At 31.8% G+C, this 18,276-nt stretch carries 14 protein-coding genes; 7 read left to right on the top strand and 7 right to left on the bottom strand.

The window, feature by feature from the left end:
- Nucleotides 1-72: 72 nt before the first annotated feature.
- Both ACRBBL_RS13910 and ACRBBL_RS13905 read right to left on the bottom strand, forming a co-directional pair.
- Entirely contained in the window at nt 73-1,824 is a 1,752-nt protein-coding gene (locus ACRBBL_RS13910; RefSeq protein WP_431369673.1) for a M56 family metallopeptidase, read from the bottom strand.
- The gene (locus ACRBBL_RS13905) at nt 1,824-2,183 is read right to left on the bottom strand and encodes a BlaI/MecI/CopY family transcriptional regulator (RefSeq protein WP_431369672.1); all 360 of its coding nucleotides are present in this window, start codon (nt 2,181-2,183) and stop codon (nt 1,824-1,826) included. Before ACRBBL_RS13905 ends, ACRBBL_RS13910 begins: the two co-directional genes overlap by 1 nt.
- A 331-nt stretch (nt 2,184-2,514) precedes the next feature.
- On the opposite strand from ACRBBL_RS13905, the gene ACRBBL_RS13900 reads away from it, so the two are divergent.
- The 3 genes from ACRBBL_RS13900 (at nt 2,515) to ACRBBL_RS13890 (ending at nt 5,514) form a co-directional block, all read left to right on the top strand.
- The gene (locus tag ACRBBL_RS13900) at nt 2,515-3,747 is read left to right on the top strand and encodes an alpha/beta hydrolase-fold protein (protein WP_431369671.1); all 1,233 of its coding nucleotides are present in this window, start codon (nt 2,515-2,517) and stop codon (nt 3,745-3,747) included.
- A gap of 120 nt (nt 3,748-3,867) precedes the next feature.
- Nucleotides 3,868-4,815, top strand: a complete 948-nt coding sequence (locus tag ACRBBL_RS13895; protein WP_431369670.1) for a calcium/sodium antiporter — start codon at nt 3,868-3,870, stop codon at nt 4,813-4,815.
- A gap of 27 nt (nt 4,816-4,842) precedes the next feature.
- The gene (locus tag ACRBBL_RS13890) at nt 4,843-5,514 is read left to right on the top strand and encodes a hypothetical protein (protein ID WP_431369669.1); all 672 of its coding nucleotides are present in this window, start codon (nt 4,843-4,845) and stop codon (nt 5,512-5,514) included.
- 82 nt (nt 5,515-5,596) lie between these two features.
- On the opposite strand, the gene ACRBBL_RS13885 is transcribed toward ACRBBL_RS13890, so the two are convergent.
- Entirely contained in the window at nt 5,597-6,616 is a 1,020-nt protein-coding gene (locus ACRBBL_RS13885) for a glutamine synthetase beta-grasp domain-containing protein (RefSeq protein WP_431369668.1), read from the bottom strand.
- A gap of 196 nt (nt 6,617-6,812) precedes the next feature.
- On the opposite strand from ACRBBL_RS13885, the gene ACRBBL_RS13880 reads away from it, so the two are divergent.
- Entirely contained in the window at nt 6,813-8,996 is a 2,184-nt protein-coding gene (locus ACRBBL_RS13880) for a glutamine synthetase III (RefSeq protein ID WP_431369667.1), read from the top strand.
- Between the two features lie 358 nt (nt 8,997-9,354).
- Complete coding sequence (locus tag ACRBBL_RS13875; RefSeq protein WP_431369666.1) at nt 9,355-9,810, top strand: GNAT family N-acetyltransferase; 456 nt, start codon at nt 9,355-9,357, stop codon at nt 9,808-9,810.
- Here the strand turns inward: ACRBBL_RS13875 and ACRBBL_RS13870 are convergent.
- From ACRBBL_RS13870 to ACRBBL_RS13860, 3 genes are all read right to left on the bottom strand, one after another.
- Nucleotides 9,802-10,641: a hypothetical protein gene (locus ACRBBL_RS13870; RefSeq protein WP_431369665.1), complete on the bottom strand. Its 840-nt coding sequence runs from the start codon at nt 10,639-10,641 to the stop codon at nt 9,802-9,804. The genes ACRBBL_RS13875 and ACRBBL_RS13870 overlap by 9 nt on opposite strands.
- Before the next feature lie 78 nt (nt 10,642-10,719).
- Entirely contained in the window at nt 10,720-13,209 is a 2,490-nt protein-coding gene (locus tag ACRBBL_RS13865; protein ID WP_431369664.1) for a hypothetical protein, read from the bottom strand.
- Between the two features lie 127 nt (nt 13,210-13,336).
- Complete coding sequence (locus tag ACRBBL_RS13860; protein ID WP_431369663.1) at nt 13,337-14,191, bottom strand: hypothetical protein; 855 nt, start codon at nt 14,189-14,191, stop codon at nt 13,337-13,339.
- Nucleotides 14,192-14,288: 97 nt separating this feature from the next.
- On the opposite strand from ACRBBL_RS13860, the gene ACRBBL_RS13855 reads away from it, so the two are divergent.
- On the top strand, nt 14,289-15,470 hold the full coding sequence (locus tag ACRBBL_RS13855) for an AIR synthase related protein (protein ID WP_431369662.1): 1,182 nt from the start codon (nt 14,289-14,291) through the stop codon (nt 15,468-15,470).
- 249 nt (nt 15,471-15,719) lie between these two features.
- On the opposite strand, the gene ACRBBL_RS13850 is transcribed toward ACRBBL_RS13855, so the two are convergent.
- Nucleotides 15,720-16,223, bottom strand: coding sequence for a peptide-methionine (S)-S-oxide reductase (locus ACRBBL_RS13850; RefSeq protein WP_431369661.1), 504 nt, complete (start codon nt 16,221-16,223; stop codon nt 15,720-15,722).
- 300 nt (nt 16,224-16,523) lie between these two features.
- Between ACRBBL_RS13850 and ACRBBL_RS13845 the strand changes: the two genes are divergently transcribed.
- A complete protein-coding gene (locus ACRBBL_RS13845; RefSeq protein ID WP_431369660.1) occupies nt 16,524-18,188 on the top strand; it encodes a helix-turn-helix transcriptional regulator in 1,665 nt (554 codons plus the stop codon).
- Nucleotides 18,189-18,276 lie beyond the last annotated feature (88 nt).

Below are 18,276 nucleotides of genomic sequence, written 5' to 3'. Positions count from 1 at the left end.
TATAATCATGAAAAAAAGGCTGTCTAAAATTTTTTAGACAGCCTCTTTCTATTTCATAGAAGTTTGTAAAAACTATTTCTTTTTCTTTGTTTTCACAACAACAACTCCATTTTTTCCTTTGTCACCATATTTTTCTGTAGCAGATTTTCCTTTCAATACACTTACAGATTCAATAGTGTCAGGGTCTAACTTTGTAAATTTTTCGTTTGAAACTTCTTTTCCATCTACAATAAAAAGTGGTTTGTCTTTTCCATTTGAAGAATTAAAAACAATCTTAGTTTCTTTATCTTTTACAACTTTAAATTTTCTTTTTTCTTTCTTCTCATCATCATCATCATGATTGGAAGAAATAACGTACTTGTAGGTAGTTTTATGTCCGTCACCTTCAATAGCATCTTCAACAATTTGATCTACATCAACAGATAATTTTTCTCCATTCACAAAAATTACTTTCTTCCCATCTACTTTTTTAATGTCAATTGTTTTTACATCACCATCTTTATGTACCCAAGTATTTACTGTTGAATTTCCGTCGCCACTTGATGTAATGACGATTCTCTGATCTTCATCATCACCTTCGTGATATTCTGAATTTACTTTAAATGTATATGTTCCTTTTGAAACACTTTCAATAGCTTTTGACTTTATAAATAATTCATCTCCACGTTTTCCTAATTGAATGTCTGAAATTGCTTTATCATCAATAGTCGCAAACTTCCCTTTGGCTGTTTCAGTATTTTTTGAAGTTAAGACTAAAGAAATACTGCTAATTTCTCCTTTCGAATTAAAATCTACGTCGTTGTACTCAAATTTAATTTTTTGTGATTTGAACAACTTTTTATATGCCTTTAACTCTTCAATAGTAGTATTTTTAGTAATCACAACAACCAAATCTCCAACAGCGTTATTCGGCTCAGTAATAGTTTCTATTATAGGAGTTGGACTAGTGGTAGTGATTTCTTTTGCAACAACTTCTGTATTAAACAGAAAAACAAAAGCAATTAACATTGGTATAATAAGCGCTTGTTTCCATCGGTTTAAATGTGTGGATTGTGTTTTTTGTAACATAACTATTCGTTTTTTAATTAGTGAATTATAAAAATTATTGGTAAGTGCAGGACAATAACTATTGCCTGAAACTTTTAATAAGGTTAATTGATATTCTTTTTTAGAAGGCGTTTCTTGGATAGCAGCTTTATCTGCCAAAAACTCTAAATTTTGTAACACGAATTTCTTGTGTAACCATGCAAAAGGATTGAACCAGAAGAAAATACAATACAATTTGGACACAAAAACATCGATAGAGTGAAACTGACGACTATGCGCTTGTTCATGCTTTAAAATAGCTTCCAATTCGGAGTCAGAATACAACTCAGGATTGTACACGATATAATTAAAAAATGAAAAAGGCGAAAAAGAAGCATTGGTTTCAATATATATAAACTGTTCGTCTCTTCTAGCAACTGTCGATTTCCAAAGTAATCGGAACAGCGAAAAAAGTTCAATCAAAAACTTACAAAAGAAGAAAACGATTCCAGCTACATACGTATATAATAAAATAGATGTCCAAGAAATACTAGCTTCAATCGGAACATTGTTGGTAGCATATATAAATGTACCTGTGGTTTCAGAACTCATCACAGGAATTTCAATATACTTAGTAATCACCAAAAACGGTAAAACCAGTGAAATAAGCATTCCAGTCAACAAGAAAAAACGATTTTCTTTAAAAAAGGTTTCGCTGCGTAGCACTAAAAAATACAAGCCTAAAAATAGCAGTAAGGTTCCAGTACTTTTGGTAAAATAAATAGCTAACTCTTCCATTACTGTTCTTTTTCTATCAGATTAATAATCTCTTTCAAATCGTCAACGCTAATTTTTTCTTCTTTCGCAAAAAAGGAAATTACGTTCTTATATGAATCATTAAAATAATGCTGAATAGCAGAAGCCATATATTTTTTTCGATACGCTTCTTTGGTCACTACAGGAAAATACTGATGCGTATTTCCGTATGCTTGATGCCCTACATATCCTTTCTCTTCCAAATTGCGCACAATAGTCGATAAGGTATTGTAATGTGGTTTCTTTGTTTGAATTTCTGCCATCACATCTTTTACAAAAGCCTTTTCAAGCTTCCAGATGATCTGCATAATTTCTTCTTCTTTATTTGTGAGTTTTTGCATAATTGAATACAAATTGGTGTGATGTAAAATTAATTTCAATACAAATATAAACTAAAAAAATAGTTACGCAACTATAAAAATAGTTAATCAACGAATTTTATAGTTTATTTAACAAAAAAGAATGCGCATGTATATCTGTTGTTAAAATGGAAGATGCTAGGTATATTGTGGCGTCGCTTTGCTATCTATTACTTTAGAAAGATTAAAAATCCATTAGATAATTTATAAAACATTCCTAAATTGTAAAGTGAAATAAGAAACTTGTTTTTATGGGAAGTCACTAAGATATGTGATCACTTGAGCTTTTTATATAAAATGATATCAGTCAACTATGAAAAAACTACAGATACTCTTTTTGGTTTGTTTTTGTCTTAACTATGTGAATGCGCAAGATGATATGATAACTATTGGTAAAACTGATAGTATACAGTCTAAAATATTGAATGAAACGAGAGACATATGGATTCATGTTCCTGATGGTGATTATGATGGAGTTACAAAAAAGAAAAAATACCCAGTTCTTTATCTATTAGATGGAAGTTCACATTTTCATTCTGTAGTAGGAATGATGCATCAATTAAGTCCTGCAAAAGGAAACACGATTTGCCCAGAAATGATAATAGTTGGAATATTAAATACCAATAGAACAAGAGATTTAACACCTACAAAACCAAGCAAAAAATCTTCACATTTAAGCCGCCACATGGTTGAAAACTCGGGTGGAGGAGAAGCATTTATTTCATTCATCGAAAAAGAATTAATTCCTTATATAGATTCTAAATATGCCACAGAATCATATCGCGTGTTTATTGGGCATTCTCTTGGAGGTTTGACGGTTATGAATACATTAATACACAAACCTGAATTGTTTAATGCGTATGTTGCTATTGATCCTTCAATGTGGTGGGATAATAAAAATCTCTTGCGCACAATAAAGAATACAAAGTTTGATGAAAAATACAGTAATAAATCACTTTTTCTAGCAGTAGCTAATACCATGAGCAAAGAAATGGATACCATAAAAGTGAAAAAAGACACAACGTATGCTACTAGGCATATCAGAGCTATATTAGAACTACATTCAGTATTAAAAAAAGACATTCTTACTAATGTATCCTATAAAAGGAAATACTATAAAGATGATACGCATGGTTCTATACCACTAATAGCAACGTATGATGCCTTGCGTTATATTTTTGATTTCTATCAACTAAATATTATGCAGGATGAGCTAATGAATTCAGAAAACGATGTTTTAGGTAAAGTAAAAAAGTATTACCAACGATTATCAAAGGAATTCGGGAGAGAAATCAAACCAAAACAATACTATATCGAAGACATAGCATATCGGTTTATGGAAATGAAACAATTTAAAAAAGCTGAACAATTTTTAAAGCTCAATATTACAAATTATCCAAACGATTTCTATGTTTATAGTACACTAGGAGATTTTTATGTAACACGAGGAAATACAAAAAAAGCGATTGAAAATTTTAAAAAATCAAATGCTATTCACAAAAATACCTATGCAACAGATCAATTAAATAAATTACAAAAAAAATAAAACGAGGTACAAAAAACGTATTTAGAAAATCGTATGTTTATTTAATTCGTTTTTCTTCTGTTTCACAATTCCTATTTCACATGTAAAAGGAAATAGTATCTTCGCAAAAAAAATATTTTAATGGAAAACATATTGTATGTGCTTGGAGGGTTAGCGCTATTGGTTTTAGGAGGAGAATTTCTTGTAAGAGCTTCAGTAGGATTGTCTTTTAAATTGAGCATATCTAAAATGGTCATTGGTCTTACTGTGGTATCTTTTGCTACTTCTGCACCCGAATTATTAGTAAGTATCAATGCGGCTATCAACGATTCGCCCGCTATTGCCATTAACAATGTCATTGGTTCAAACATAGCCAATATTGGGCTAGTATTAGGAATTACGGCTATTATTGGTCCGTTGGCAATTAACAATACATTTTATAAACTTACCTGGCCAGTATTAATGATTTTCTCATTAATAATCTATTATTTTTTATGGACAGGAAACCTACTAGCACGATGGGAAGGCATTGTTTTATTAGTAGGACTAATATTGTTTTTAGTAATTCTAATTCGCTCTGCGCGAAAAAACAAAGACGAAGTTGACATTGAAGAAGTAGATGATGCTGCCGCAACTGTTTCGTATGCAAAAATATTTCTTTGGTTGGCTATTGGTGGTGCAGCTTTATACTTTGGTTCAGAATTTTTGGTGGAAGGAGCCAAAGCAGTCGCACAAAATATGGGCGTGAGTGAAGGTGTTATTTCCATTACTATGATTGCTATTGGTACAAGCGTACCAGAATTGGCAGCTTCAATCATAGCAGCAATAAAGAAAGAGAAAGCAATCTCTTTAGGGAATCTTATCGGATCCAACATATTCAATATTGCTTCTGTATTAGGATTAACGTCTATCATCAAAGAAATTCCAGTAATAGAACCACAAATATTGGCAAGAGACATCTTTTGGATGCTAGGTTTTGCTTTTATTCTTTTGCCGTTTACACTAATTCCAAAAAAGTTTACGATTGATCGCTATCAAGGAATCATATTATTTTTAACATACATATTCTTTATATATACGGTTTTTTAATAGATATTAATTTTAGATAATAGTACCATGAAAATCGTATTCACAAAAGAAAAAATTAGAAACAGTATAGTATGTATATGCTTGCTAGTTTCCTTAACACTAACAGGACAAGTTCAAAAAAAAATCTTTGTGAACGACATTCAAGGTGTTGAATATGTAACTGTTAATTTTTGTGTGGATAACGAAGCGAAAATAAGTAAGGTTACTATTGATAAAGATAAAACTACGTATAAGAATGAAGAGAATATAAAGCTTCTTCGTGAATATTTATTAGGAATTCAATTTTATTCAGACAGTAAGTTGAAAAACAATTGTTATGATTCTACATTTACATATATAAATTATAAATATGAAGATAAGAGTTTAAGTAAAGAAGAATGTTACGCTTGCGAGAAATTTAAAACGGGGCTTTTTGGATATGAACATGTATTGTATCAAGGAGTAAAAATCAAGCGAAAGCGAAAAGTGCAAAAAGAAATTGGAGCAGATGATAAACAAATATATTCTATAAAATGGTTGTCAAACTGTACGTATGTTTTAACGTATAAAAGAATGACTGAACCAAGGTTGAAGCATTTAATAGGAAAAGAAATTCACGTTGAAATTATTGATGTCTTAAAAAATGGAAGCTACGTATATAGATCAACTACAAAATTTGATGACATCGTTGATTATGGAATCATTAAAAAAATAAAATAAGTATATACAATACGAAATAACAGCATAAAAAAAGTGCTTACATATCGTAAGCACTTTTTTATATCTAAAAAATCAAAGCTAATTACTTAATATTAGCCGATTTTACAGTTTTAATAATTCTACCTGCAATCTTATAAGGATCACCGTTAGAAGCTGGTCTTCTATCTTCTAACCAACCTTTCCATCCTTTTTCCACAGTAATAATAGGAATACGGATTGAAGCACCTCTATCAGAAATACCATAGCTAAAGTCGTGAATAGAAGCAGTTTCATGATCTCCTGTTAAACGTTGATCATTAAATTCCCCATACACAGCAATATGTTCTGCAGTAACAGGTCTAAATGCTTCACAAATTTTCTCGTATGTTTCTTGAGAACCACAAGTTCTTAATACAGTATTAGAGAAATTGGCATGCATTCCTGAACCATTCCAATCACCTTTTACTGGTTTTGGGTGATATTCAATATAGTAACCATACTTTTCTGTTAAACGATCTAATAAATAGCGAGCAATCCAAATTTCATCTCCAGCTTTCTTAGCTCCTTTTGCAAACAATTGAAACTCCCATTGTCCAGAAGCTACTTCTTGGTTAATTCCTTCAAAGTTCAACCCAGCATCAATACATAAATCAGCATGCTCTTCAACAAAATCTCTACCATGTGTATTTCTTCCTCCAACAGAGCAATAATACATTCCTTGAGGACCAGGATATCCACCAATTGGGAACCCTAAAGGTAATTGAGTTTCTTTATCCATAATAAAGTACTCTTGTTCAAAACCAAACCAAAAGTCATTATCTTCATCCTCAATAGCAGCACGTCCGTTAGATTCGTGCGGTGTACCATCTGCATTTAAAACTTCAGTCATTACTAAATAACCGTTTCTTCTCGTTGGATCTGGATAAATAGCAACGGGCTTTAATAAACAATCTGATGCTCCTCCAGAAGCTTGTTGAGTAGATGAACCATCAAAAGACCAATTGTCAAGTTCTTCTACAGTTCCTTGAAAGTTCTCATGTTCTTCAACCTTAGTTTTACTTCGTAAGTTTTGAGTTGGCTTATAACCATCTAACCAAATGTATTCAAGTTTAATTTTACTCATGATAATTGCTGTTCATATTAATTATTACGTTTGCAAATATAAATCAAATTTAAAAAATACCTCCTAAAAAAGTAGGTTAAGTTTATGTAAATTATCAAATTGAAATATTTACCCCTTATTTTTTAGGGGTATGATTGTTTTATGTTGAAAAAATGCGCTAAAATTGATATATTTGTAAAAAATAATAAATTACACCATGTCTACACTCAGATTTAATGCCTTAAAAGAAACATTAAACAGGAAACCTGTTAAAGTTGAAGAGAAAGGTCGTCGTTCAGAAGCCTTTGGGAAAAATGTATTCAATGAACATGCAATGTTACAACATCTTACAAAGGATGCATATCAAAGTGTAATGAATGCTATTGAGTATGGAACTAAAATCGATAGAAAGATTGCAGATCATATTTCTACAGGAATGAAAGAGTGGGCAATAAGTAAAGGTGCTACACATTATACACATTGGTTTCAACCCTTAACAGGCGCGACTGCCGAAAAACACGATGCTTTTTTTGAAACTATAGGTAACGGACGTGCAATGGAAAAATTTGGAGGCGGACAATTGGTACAACAAGAACCAGATGCATCAAGTTTTCCAAATGGAGGAATTCGTAACACGTTTGAAGCAAGAGGTTATACTGCTTGGGATCCAACGTCACCAGCATTTATATATGGTACAACCTTATGTATACCAACAATATTTGTTGCCTATACAGGAGAAGCCTTAGATAATAAAGCACCATTATTAAGAGCCTTGCAAGCTGTAGATACTGCTGCAACTGCGGTGTGTAAGTATTTTGATAAAAACGTTTCTAAAGTAAATGCCTCTTTAGGTTGGGAACAAGAATATTTTTTAATTGATTCGGCTTTAGCTTCGGCTAGACCAGATATTACCCTTACGGGAAGAACCTTATTAGGACATTCTCCAGCAAAGGGACAACAATTAGACGATCATTATTTTGGATCAATTCCAACACGTGTAATGAATTATATGAGAGATTTAGAACAAGAATGCATGTTGCTTGGAATTCCTGTAAAAACGCGTCACAATGAAGTTGCACCAAATCAATTTGAATTAGCACCAATTTTTGAAGAAGCTAATTTGGCTGTAGATCACAACTCTTTATTAATGGATGTGATGGAGAAAGTAGCACAACGTCATCAATTTAAAGTATTATTCCATGAAAAACCATTTTCAGGAATCAATGGTTCAGGGAAACATAACAATTGGTCGTTGGCAACCAATACTGGAGTGAACTTACTAAGTCCAGGGAAAACACCAATGAAGAATTTACAGTTCTTAACGTTTTTTGTAAACACAATAAAGGCAGTTCATAATAATGAAGAATTAATAAGAGCCGCAATAGCAAGTGCAAGTAACGATCATCGCTTGGGAGCAAATGAAGCACCACCAGCTATTATATCTGTATTTATAGGTTCGCAATTATCGGCGGTTTTGGATGAATTGGAAAATGTAACCAAAGGAAAACTATCACCACAAGAAAAGACAGATTTAAAACTAAATATTGTTGGTAAAATTCCAGAAATCTTATTAGATAATACAGACAGAAACCGAACGTCACCTTTTGCCTTTACAGGAAATAAATTTGAATTGCGTGCGGTTGGTTCGTGGGCAAATTGTGCAGGACCAATGACTGTTTTAAATACAATCATAGCAAAACAACTAAAAGATTTTAAAGTAGAAGTTGATGCGTTGGTTGCAGAAAAAGGCTTAAAGAAAGACGAAGCTGTTTTTAATATTTTACGTGAATATATTAAAGACTCAAAAAAGATCCGTTTTGAAGGAAATGGATATGGAGAAGCTTGGGAAAAAGAAGCAGCAAAACGTGGTTTAAGTAACAACAAAACGACGCCAGAAGCTTTGAAAGCTCAGGTTTCTGAAAAAGCAGTTGCGGTATATGAAGAAATGAACGTGATGAGCAAGATAGAAGTAGAAGCACGTCATGAAATTGAGTTGGAAGAATATATTTTACGTATCCAAATTGAAAGTAGAGTATTGGGTGATATTGCACGTAATCATGTGATTCCAACAGGAATTGGCTACCAAAATACATTGATTGAAAATGTAAGTGGATTGAAAGAAATTTTTGGGAAAGACTTTAAAAAATTAGCCGCAGAACAAATTGACTTGATTGAAAAAATCTCTGGTCATATTGCTGGGATCAATTCGAAAGTAAATGCAATGACAGATGAACGCAAAAAAGCAAACAAATTAGCAGGACAAAAAGCAGCAGAAGCATATTGTAATAAAGTAAAACCATACTTTGAAGAAATTCGTTATCACTGTGATAAATTAGAGCTGTTAGTCGATGATAATTTATGGCCATTGGTAAAGTATAGAGAGTTGTTGTTTACGAGATAGGTTTTTTAGACACGCTTTGCTTTTGGATCGGCTTGGCCTTATAGATCGCTTTGCTCTTAGATTTTTAGAGGCGCTGTCGCTTTTGGTATTTTGGTATCGCGTTGCTCTTAGTACTTTGATATTCTTAGCGTCACTTCGAGTGGTTTTTCGGAATAAAATGAAGAAAAATTGTATCGAGAAGTACTATGAAATTATAAATGTAAAATACTAAACTATAAATGTAAAAGTTGTATTTCGATACGTCATTACAAGGAGTTTGCGAAGAAGTAATCTGCTTATGAAAAATAGATTGCTACACGTTTTTTCAAAACGCTTGCAAAGACGATTCAAATAACAAATAAACAAGAAAAACAAAAAAGTGAATCTCAAAACCAAAAGAACCAATTCTACAGATAAAGACTTCATTGAACTAGTCAAAGAACTCGATGCGTTTCTTACGATTAAAAATGGAGAAAGTGATGCGTTTTTTAGTCAATTCAATGGTTTGGAACAGTTACAATATGTAATTGTTATTTATTCAGAAGAAAAGCCCATTGGTTGCGGTGCGCTCAAGCAATACAATGAAGATACTGTTGAAATAAAACGAATGTATATAAGTCGTCCGCATCAAGGAAAAAGTTTGGGAATTCATATTTTAAACGCACTTGAAGCTTGGGCAAGCAAACTCGGAAATGCACGTTGTATCTTAGAAACAGGAACTATGTTACCCGAAGCAATTCGGTTCTATGAGAAAAACAACTATCAACGGATTCCAAATTATGATCAATATGTTGGAGTAGCGGAAAGTGTGTGTTTTGAGAAGAGGTTAATATAATTTTCGTGTCATGAATAATGTACAAGGCATTCTTGTATACATTTTTTCTTCTTGCATGAATACAGCGGTTTCTCCAAGCAAATCAATTTCTTTATCGTAGAATTTTGAGATTGACCTTTTAATAGTTCCTTTAAAATTTACAGTCATATCATCATCATCCGAAAGTCCCTCAATTTTAAAATCAACCTCAAAAATAGCAACTGTATCATCGTTTTCAATAACGACATCTTTTAGTGTAAACTCTCCTTTGGTTGAGGTAGCTTTTGATAGATCGAAAAAGTTATTTACAGAACTATTTGTCAATTGAAATGTATCTCCAATGCGCATATAATTGGGATATATAAAATCTTGTATTCGATTGCTATTACCCGTATTTAGCGTTTGTACATATATGTTGATGCGTTTACGTTGAAGAGAATCATACATGTCAAGTTTAGGCACTTTCCATAGTTTTTTTTCTCGTTCAAAAACAATTACTTTTTCTTTTAACATATTTTGACGATTATATGTAGAAGGAGTTCCTCTAGCTATGGTTTCTATGTGTACATTGTTTTTTTTGAAGACTCTTTTTATGGTAGTATTGGAAAACACATCTTTATACTGTACTTCAGCATTGTATTTCTCAATACGAGCTTCTATCTTACTATCACTATATTCAGAAATTATAGTTCCTCTTCCAGTATTTTTCATTTGATACGTAACCTCTTTGTTAAAATATGTTTGTACTGTATCAAGCTTGTTGAGTTGATATTTTTTTGAGGATTTATTTTGACCAAAAGTTACTTGTTGGAAAAAACAAAATAGACCAATAAGAAGTACTACTTTTTTCATATCCACTAAAATACAGATACAAATTAGAAAAACGAATTATTTAATTTTATTTATGAATGAAAAAAGTACTTAAAATATCTAATGCCCTTTAGATTTCCGATGCTTTTGATAGGCATCAGATAACTTCTGCGCTCTAGCTCTTAAATCTGCTTGTACTTCTTTTGGCAACATTTTAAGATCAATCAAACTAATGTCCATTTTAAACAATGTGTCGTAGGCTAACTTCGGATTCATGATGTAAACACTGTGAAAATAATCGGTTGTTTTCTTGATTAAAGCATCTCCAGATAGACTTTTACGCTCTTCTACATACAAACTTGTAATATACCTTGAAACACATTCTGCATCATTTTTACAGGCTAAAATTCTATTTTTTTGTACTTCCGAAAAACTAGTCTTTGAACTCGAAGTTGAACTTGAAGTTGAACTTGAACTTGAATTTGAAGTTGAGGTTGAAACTGAGCTTGAAGAAACTTTAGACTGTAGCGAACCATTTACCCAATTCCCAGCACTATAGTTTTCTTTTGATCTGTACTGAACTCCTTGTCCATGTGGTTTTCCGTTTTGGTAATAGCCCATATAATAGTCAAATTCAGATCTTGTATACGTTCCTAATCCGTGGTAAGTATTATTGTAAAATTCACCTATATAATTGCCGCCACTTTTAAAAAACAAATATCCAAAACCTTCTCTTTTACCGTTCCTAAATGTTCCCATATAGGTAGAATTTCCATATTCATAAATTCCAACACCATTACTGCAATTTCCAACAACACAGGTTTTTGAGTTGTTATATTGAAGTTCTTTTTTTGAAATTACTTTACCATTTTTATAATTTAATACGTATGTTTTCTTCGTTTTATAATCGTTGTAAAAACCTATGTTTTTTGATGTATCATAAAAAATCATCAAGTTATCTCCATTAAACTCATACACAAACCCTTCACGGTCTTGATACGAACCTTTGTAGGTAGAAAGAAAACTACCTTTAGTGTTGTCATCAGATGTATGCGCCGGACCATAGGGTTTTCCATCTTTAAAAAAACCATCGGCTCTTTTTCCATCTTTAAACTTTTTTTCTCCATAGCCATTTTCACAATCTCCATTTACACATTCACCAGTATAATAGTCAGCATATTCATCCAAACTATTTGCTAACTTTTTAGCATTTTCAGTCATGTTACCTTTTGCATTGTAATCACTGTATAACATAACAGGATATGGAGTATATTTTTTTACATTTTTATAATCTTCTAAAACAACTTTTTCAGGTTCATTTTCTCCTTGATAAATGGCATCTATATTATTTGTAGCAAATTCATATACGGCGACTTTTTGAATATAACTTCCATCTTTTCGAAACACATGTACACCGCCTTTTTGTGTCTTATACCAAAAACCATTTTTTAAATCAATTGATATTTTTTTGACAGGAAAATCTTTTCCAATTGGTTTGTCTTCAAAATCTTCAAGTATGTACAATAGTTTTGAGGGTTTATGAAATACCAACAAGCTTCTTCCCATAAAAACAGAAGTTGTGTTTTTAGCTTCTTGCTGACTATTTATTTTAAACAAATAGCTTTCATTTGCGGTTTTTCTAAAAGTCACATTATCTTCCACCAAGCTGTTGTATAACTCACTTCGCAACTTTATAATAGTAGTTTTTGTTGCATCATCATCAGGGTTAATACTTCCTGTTACATCGCCATTGCTATATTTCAGTTCTCGGATGTAATATGAAAACTGCGAACCGTATAGTTTTTTATTGTTTGTAGACAATTGATATGCAATTATCCAATTTCCATATGTATCATACACATATTTAAAGGTTTGTGTATAGGTTTTATTAACCTCTTTAGCAATGAGATTTTTATCATTTAATGTGTAAGTAGCTTGATACGAACTTCTGTCTTGATTAATTAAAACACCATTCGTATTGTATTTATACGTATTGATATAGGTTTTATTTGCACTTTTATTGAATGTTTTTTCGACAGAAATTAAATTATTTTTAAGTTCAAAATCTTTCGTTCCATTGTCAAAACCGTACGAAATGGTGTTTCCCTTATAAAGAAAATTTCGAGTTTTATCATACTTTTTACCACTATCAAAAGTTCCTGTTTCTCGTACTTGTTTTATTTTATTATTGGAATAAGTATAGAAAGTCTCATCCATATACGTACTCGAAGTAGATGTGCTTGATCTTTTGGAAAGTTTTCCATTAGAAGAATATGTATAATTAAATACAAATCCTTGTGGCTTCATAAAGTTTCCATAATTGTAAGTAGTTTTAGTTTGAAGCAACTTTTTATTCTTGAACGTGTGTATTTCCAAACTAAAATCATTTTTCATGTATTGAAACTTATGACCTACAAACGAAAATCCAATATCCTTGTATGTAGCTTTTGATACCTTTATAGGAACAATGTTTCCACTTCCAATTTGTAAATTAAAATCTTTTACCAAATCTGTATTGGGAAGTTCTAAAATTTCTTTCTGTGTTTTTACTTCTTGTGCAAAAGAAAATGTTAGACTGCAACAGAAAAAAAGGAGAAAAAAACGTTTCATGAGCATCACTTTTTAAATTACTTTACAAAAGTGTTAAATACTTAAAAGTGAAAACATTCGGCAGATGACGTATTTTTTAACATTATGTTTTTAGAAAATCTCTATAGAAAAGGAGCTTTTCTTAGATTTATAGCTTTTCTTTTTTTAAGGTTAGCTTGGCAGGAGCTTCCATTATAAGATATTGTTCTTCATCGAGTTTGCCTTCCATTTTTAACATTCCTTCAAGTTCCATTTTTATATTGCTATAGCTTTTGAGAGAACGTTCTATAATACCACTCATTCTGATGGTTATATATGCTTCATCTTGCCTTTCTATCGAGGCATATATGTAAATATCGATATCAAAAAGTGCAATCGATTCATTGTTTCGTTCTATGACTTCTTTAAATACTAAATTTCCTTCTACCGCTTCGTAAGCATTTGAGTTAAAAAACGCGATCATTGAATCTTTATTCAAGGCAAGCGTATCTTGAAGCTTCATCCTTTGCGGAAAGTCTATTTCCATAGTTTCAGGAAGTGATCCAGCTTTTATGAAAGACATGCTTTCTTGAATTTCAGACAGTTCTAGATTGTTATATATACTATCATTCCTAATTTTCCATTCACTATTATCTTTTTTTAACTCAACAGTTTTACCTTCCAAAGAGCTAGAGTCGGAGAATTTCATGGCATTTCCCATCATTTCCCCTACAATATTGGTTCGCTCTTTTATATATTTAATAAAGATTGATTTTTTTTTGAATCCATACTCTGAAGATGTTAAAATAGAAAAATCAGTAAGATTTCCTTCATATTTAGCTCCTTGACCTTCAATAGTTATTGCACCATCTGATGTTGTGATAAGTTCTGCAAATAAATATAAAAGTCCAGAATCGAATTCAGTTTTTTCTCCTACTAAGGTATATACTTTTTTTGTTGTATTTTGACTAATGAGAAGATTCGTGAAGCAAAATAATAATGAGATAAAGAGTAGTTTTTTCATAAAAAAGTAAAGTGTCCATGCAAATTAGATAAAAAAGTCGTTTGCAGAAAATAAAATTTAAACAATAAAAGTATATTTGCAGCACAACACAACAACTATGAGTCAAGAAGTATCAAAGCGTTATGCAATGCGTGGCGTTTCAGCATCAAAAGAAGATGTTCACAACGCTATCAAAAACATTGATAAAGGTTTGTTTCCACAAGCTTTTTGTAAAATTGTACCTGATTATTTAACGAATGATGAAGACTATTGTCTTATCATGCATGCCGATGGAGCAGGAACAAAATCGTCTTTAGCATACATGTATTGGAAAGAAACGGGCGATCTGTCTGTTTGGAAAGGTATTGCACAAGATGCGTTAATTATGAATATTGACGACTTGTTATGTGTTGGTGCAACCGATAATATTATGTTATCATCGACAATTGGAAGAAATAAAAACGCCATTCCTGGTGAAGTAATTTCAGCAATCATCAACGGAAGTGAAGAATTGATCAAAGAACTAAACGAATTTGGCGTAACCATTCACTCTACAGGTGGAGAAACAGCAGATGTAGGCGATTTGGTACGTACTATTATTGTCGATTCTACTGTAACAGCTCGCATGAAGCGAAAAGATGTGATTGATAATGCAAATATCAAAGCTGGTGATGTCATTGTTGGTTTGGCTTCTTTTGGACAAGCAACATACGAGAAATCATATAATGGCGGAATGGGAAGCAACGGATTAACATCTGCACGTCATGATGTGTTCCATAAATATCTTGCTGAGAAATATCCTGAAAGTTTTGACAATGCTGTGCCAAGTGACTTGGTATATTCTGGAAATACAAAATTGACTGATGCTGTTGCAGATTCACCAATTGACGCTGGACAACTTGTATTATCGCCAACAAGAACCTATGCACCAATTATAAAAAGTATTTTAGATAAATATACTTCAGAAGAAATTCATGGAATGGTACATTGTAGTGGTGGTGCACAAACCAAAATATTACACTTCGTGGAAAACCTACATATTATAAAAGACAATATGTTTGAAATTCCACCATTATTCAAACTTATTCAAGAGCAATCGAATACGGATTGGAAAGAAATGTATCAGGTTTTTAACTGCGGACATCGTATGGAAATATACGTTTCTCCAGAAGTAGCTGAAGATATTATTGCGATTTCTAAATCATATAATGTAGATGCACAAATTGTAGGAAAGGTTGAAGCTGCTGACAGCAAAAAATTGACGATTTCTAGCGCTTACGGAACTTTTGAGTATAATTAGTTGTTAGTTGTTGGTCAGTTCGAGTGCAATTAGAATGTAAACGGGAATCTATTTTACTTTGATATACGATTGTTGATTTAAGAATTATGATTTTCAATTCGAGCGCAATCGAGAATACTTCGATATAACATACATTTAAAAGAGCTCACATTGAGCAATTTTCTAAAATACCAAAACGCACACTGAGCGAAGTCGAAGTGAGCGTGTCTAAAAATCTAAAAGCAACGCATGTCTAAGAAGTCTAACAATCTAAGAAAACCCAATCAAATCTGAATTCGCAAACTCCGAAAACTCATTCAACAACAATTTCAATTTTGGATTGATAAACTGTTCGCAAAACGGTTTCTTCGGATTGGAATAATAATAATTGGTAATTTCCTCGCGTGAAGCTTTAAAAGAAATAAAAGGCAGCACTTGCGTGATGATCTTATCTTCAAAATCTGCTTGAGCAGCAGTAAGTATTTCGTTCAACATTTTCTGTTGTAGTTGATCATAAAAATAAATAGCCGAACGATATTTCTTCCGCATAGAATGTTGCACAGTTGATTTATGTGTACGCAAATGAATTGCCACAAGAATCTTCAAAGGAATTACAGTTGCGTCAAACTGTACAATTACAGCTTCAGAAAACGTATCATTTTCATTGGTAGATTGTACCCAACCTTGTGCTACATTTTGCACACCAATTAAGGACTGAAATACAGCTTCGGTACACCAATGACATCCACCGCCAAATGCAATTTTCTGAATCATACACAAAAATAAGCAAATTGAGAAGATCTGTCGGAAATGTATAGAAATTCCGTTTTAAAAGTATAACGATTGTTTTTAAAATATTGATATTCAATAGTTTGTTGTTTTGCGTGTTCATGTAAAAAAACGACGAAATGTCGGAAATGTAATAGCATTATACGGTATTGTTACATACATACACGCAAATTGCAGCTACTTTTGTTACTGTAGTATTTAATCTTAGTTATGCCGTAAACGAAAGTAAAATCTACAAACAAATATTTGGTGTTTTATAGATTTAAAGCGTGCTAATTATAAAGAATGAAAACTATAATCACAGCAATTCTGTTTCTTTTGTGTTCCTTATCTAGTACTGCGCAGGTTAAGGATAGTATATCAGATGCAATTAAAACACAGATAAAAGAGGCAGCTACAGATGCTGTAAAGGTGTCATTGTTGTTAAAATTGGCAAATCATACAAGTGCATTTGATGTTAATGAAGCACGTCAGATTGCTTTGAGTGCTCAAAAGATCATTGATGCGTATAAGAATGAAAGTGTACACTCTCAAAAACAAAAGGCAAAACTTTTTCAAACGCTTGCTATATGTGATGAGTTGCAAGATAATATCGTAGCATCTCTGGAGAATTTGCAAAAATCTATTGACATTTCTAGTAAAATCAATGACTCTTTAAGCTTAGGGAAATCGTATCGAATTAGAGGTTCATTATCTGTAAAAAATAGAGATACAATCACTGGAAGAAAATATTTAAAAAAGTCGATTGATATTCGCAAAAAAATAAATGATTCAGTTGGAGTTTCACAATCGTACATTTATTTAGGTGTATCATTCTTTTACGATGCTAAAAAAAGAGATTCGATGCCATATTATACGAAATTGGCAAAAACGTATGACAATTCTTTGGAAACTAAGATAAATGCAGACGCGAACTTAGCAGCGTTCTTTCTGTATGATAGAGATTTTGAAAAAGCTAAAATAACCTACGAAGGTTTGATTACGCCTCATAAAAAACTTAAAAAGTATCTAGGTTTAAGTAGTTGTTATCAAAGTCTTGGTAGTGTCTATGCTTTTTTGAATCAAAAAGAGAAATCATTACAAGCACTAGATAGCGCTATTGCATATTCGAAAATTATAGGGAATAAAGATTTTTTGGTATCTCAATATGCATCACGGCGTAATATTAATTCATACTTCAAAGATTACAAAGCTGCAATTAAAGATTTTGAATTGTATAAAATTTACTATGATTCTATCAATGATTTAGCAGAAGCAAAACGTTTCACAGAACTAGAACTAAACTACAAGTTTGAAAAAGAAAAAGAAATTGCAGCGATTGAACTCAAAAGTGAAAAATCTAAAAAAACACTCTATTTTATATTGCTATTTATTACTGCATTGGCAGCTTTTATTTTAATTTATTTAATTAGAAAAAATAACAAGCAACGTTTACAATTAGCCCAAAACAAACTAGAACTCAAAGAAGTTGAAAAATTAAAAACAGATCTAGCCTTAGCAAATAGAGAAAAAGAACTTAAAAAAGTGGTAATTGAAAATTCTATCACGGAAGAAGTATTGAATAACACGTTGGATGATATCAAACAAATCATCACGTTCGAAAATGAACAAGAAAGACAACTTGCTCTTAAATCATTATCAGCTTCATTACTTTCAGAAAAAACAGCAAAAAGCTCTACTTCAAGTTTGCAAAATTACTTAGATGAGGTAGGTATTGACTTTAAAGTACTATTGGATACGGAGTTTTCAGAACTAAAACCGCGAGAAAAAGAGTTGCTTTGCATGATGAAATTAGGATTGAGTTCTACAGAAATAAGTAAATTACTCAACACAACATTACCTTCTATAAAATCGTCAAGATATCGTATTCGTAAGAAATTAAACTTAGAATCTAACGACGATATTATTGCTTTTATTGAAAGCAAAAACACTACAAAATCAAATTCCTAAAGAATACTATTAAAACGTCTTTGAAACAATAGTAAAACACAAGTTTTTTTTCTTTTTAACTGAATAATATTGAGTTTAATTAATTGAA

The organism is Kordia sp., from assembly GCF_050633145.1.
In the GTDB taxonomy this organism is placed as follows: Bacteria; Bacteroidota; Bacteroidia; order Flavobacteriales; family Flavobacteriaceae; genus Kordia.
This window is presented reverse-complemented; position numbering and strand designations above follow the sequence as displayed.

Bases quoted from the DNA above. Each gene is read 5' to 3' on its own strand.
- ACRBBL_RS13910 (WP_431369673.1), bottom strand. From the start codon at position 1,824: ATGGAAGAGTTAGCTATTTATTTTACCAAAAGTACTGGAACCTTACTG.
- ACRBBL_RS13905 (WP_431369672.1), bottom strand. From the start codon at position 2,183: ATGCAAAAACTCACAAATAAAGAAGAAGAAATTATGCAGATCATCTGG.
- ACRBBL_RS13900 (WP_431369671.1), top strand. From the start codon at position 2,515: ATGAAAAAACTACAGATACTCTTTTTGGTTTGTTTTTGTCTTAACTAT.
- ACRBBL_RS13895 (WP_431369670.1), top strand. From the start codon at position 3,868: ATGGAAAACATATTGTATGTGCTTGGAGGGTTAGCGCTATTGGTTTTA.
- ACRBBL_RS13890 (WP_431369669.1), top strand. From the start codon at position 4,843: ATGAAAATCGTATTCACAAAAGAAAAAATTAGAAACAGTATAGTATGT.
- ACRBBL_RS13885 (WP_431369668.1), bottom strand. From the start codon at position 6,616: ATGAGTAAAATTAAACTTGAATACATTTGGTTAGATGGTTATAAGCCA.
- ACRBBL_RS13880 (WP_431369667.1), top strand. From the start codon at position 6,813: ATGTCTACACTCAGATTTAATGCCTTAAAAGAAACATTAAACAGGAAA.
- ACRBBL_RS13870 (WP_431369665.1), bottom strand. From the start codon at position 10,641: ATGAAAAAAGTAGTACTTCTTATTGGTCTATTTTGTTTTTTCCAACAA.
- ACRBBL_RS13865 (WP_431369664.1), bottom strand. From the start codon at position 13,209: ATGAAACGTTTTTTTCTCCTTTTTTTCTGTTGCAGTCTAACATTTTCT.
- ACRBBL_RS13860 (WP_431369663.1), bottom strand. From the start codon at position 14,191: ATGAAAAAACTACTCTTTATCTCATTATTATTTTGCTTCACGAATCTT.
- ACRBBL_RS13855 (WP_431369662.1), top strand. From the start codon at position 14,289: ATGAGTCAAGAAGTATCAAAGCGTTATGCAATGCGTGGCGTTTCAGCA.
- ACRBBL_RS13850 (WP_431369661.1), bottom strand. From the start codon at position 16,223: ATGATTCAGAAAATTGCATTTGGCGGTGGATGTCATTGGTGTACCGAA.
- ACRBBL_RS13845 (WP_431369660.1), top strand. From the start codon at position 16,524: ATGAAAACTATAATCACAGCAATTCTGTTTCTTTTGTGTTCCTTATCT.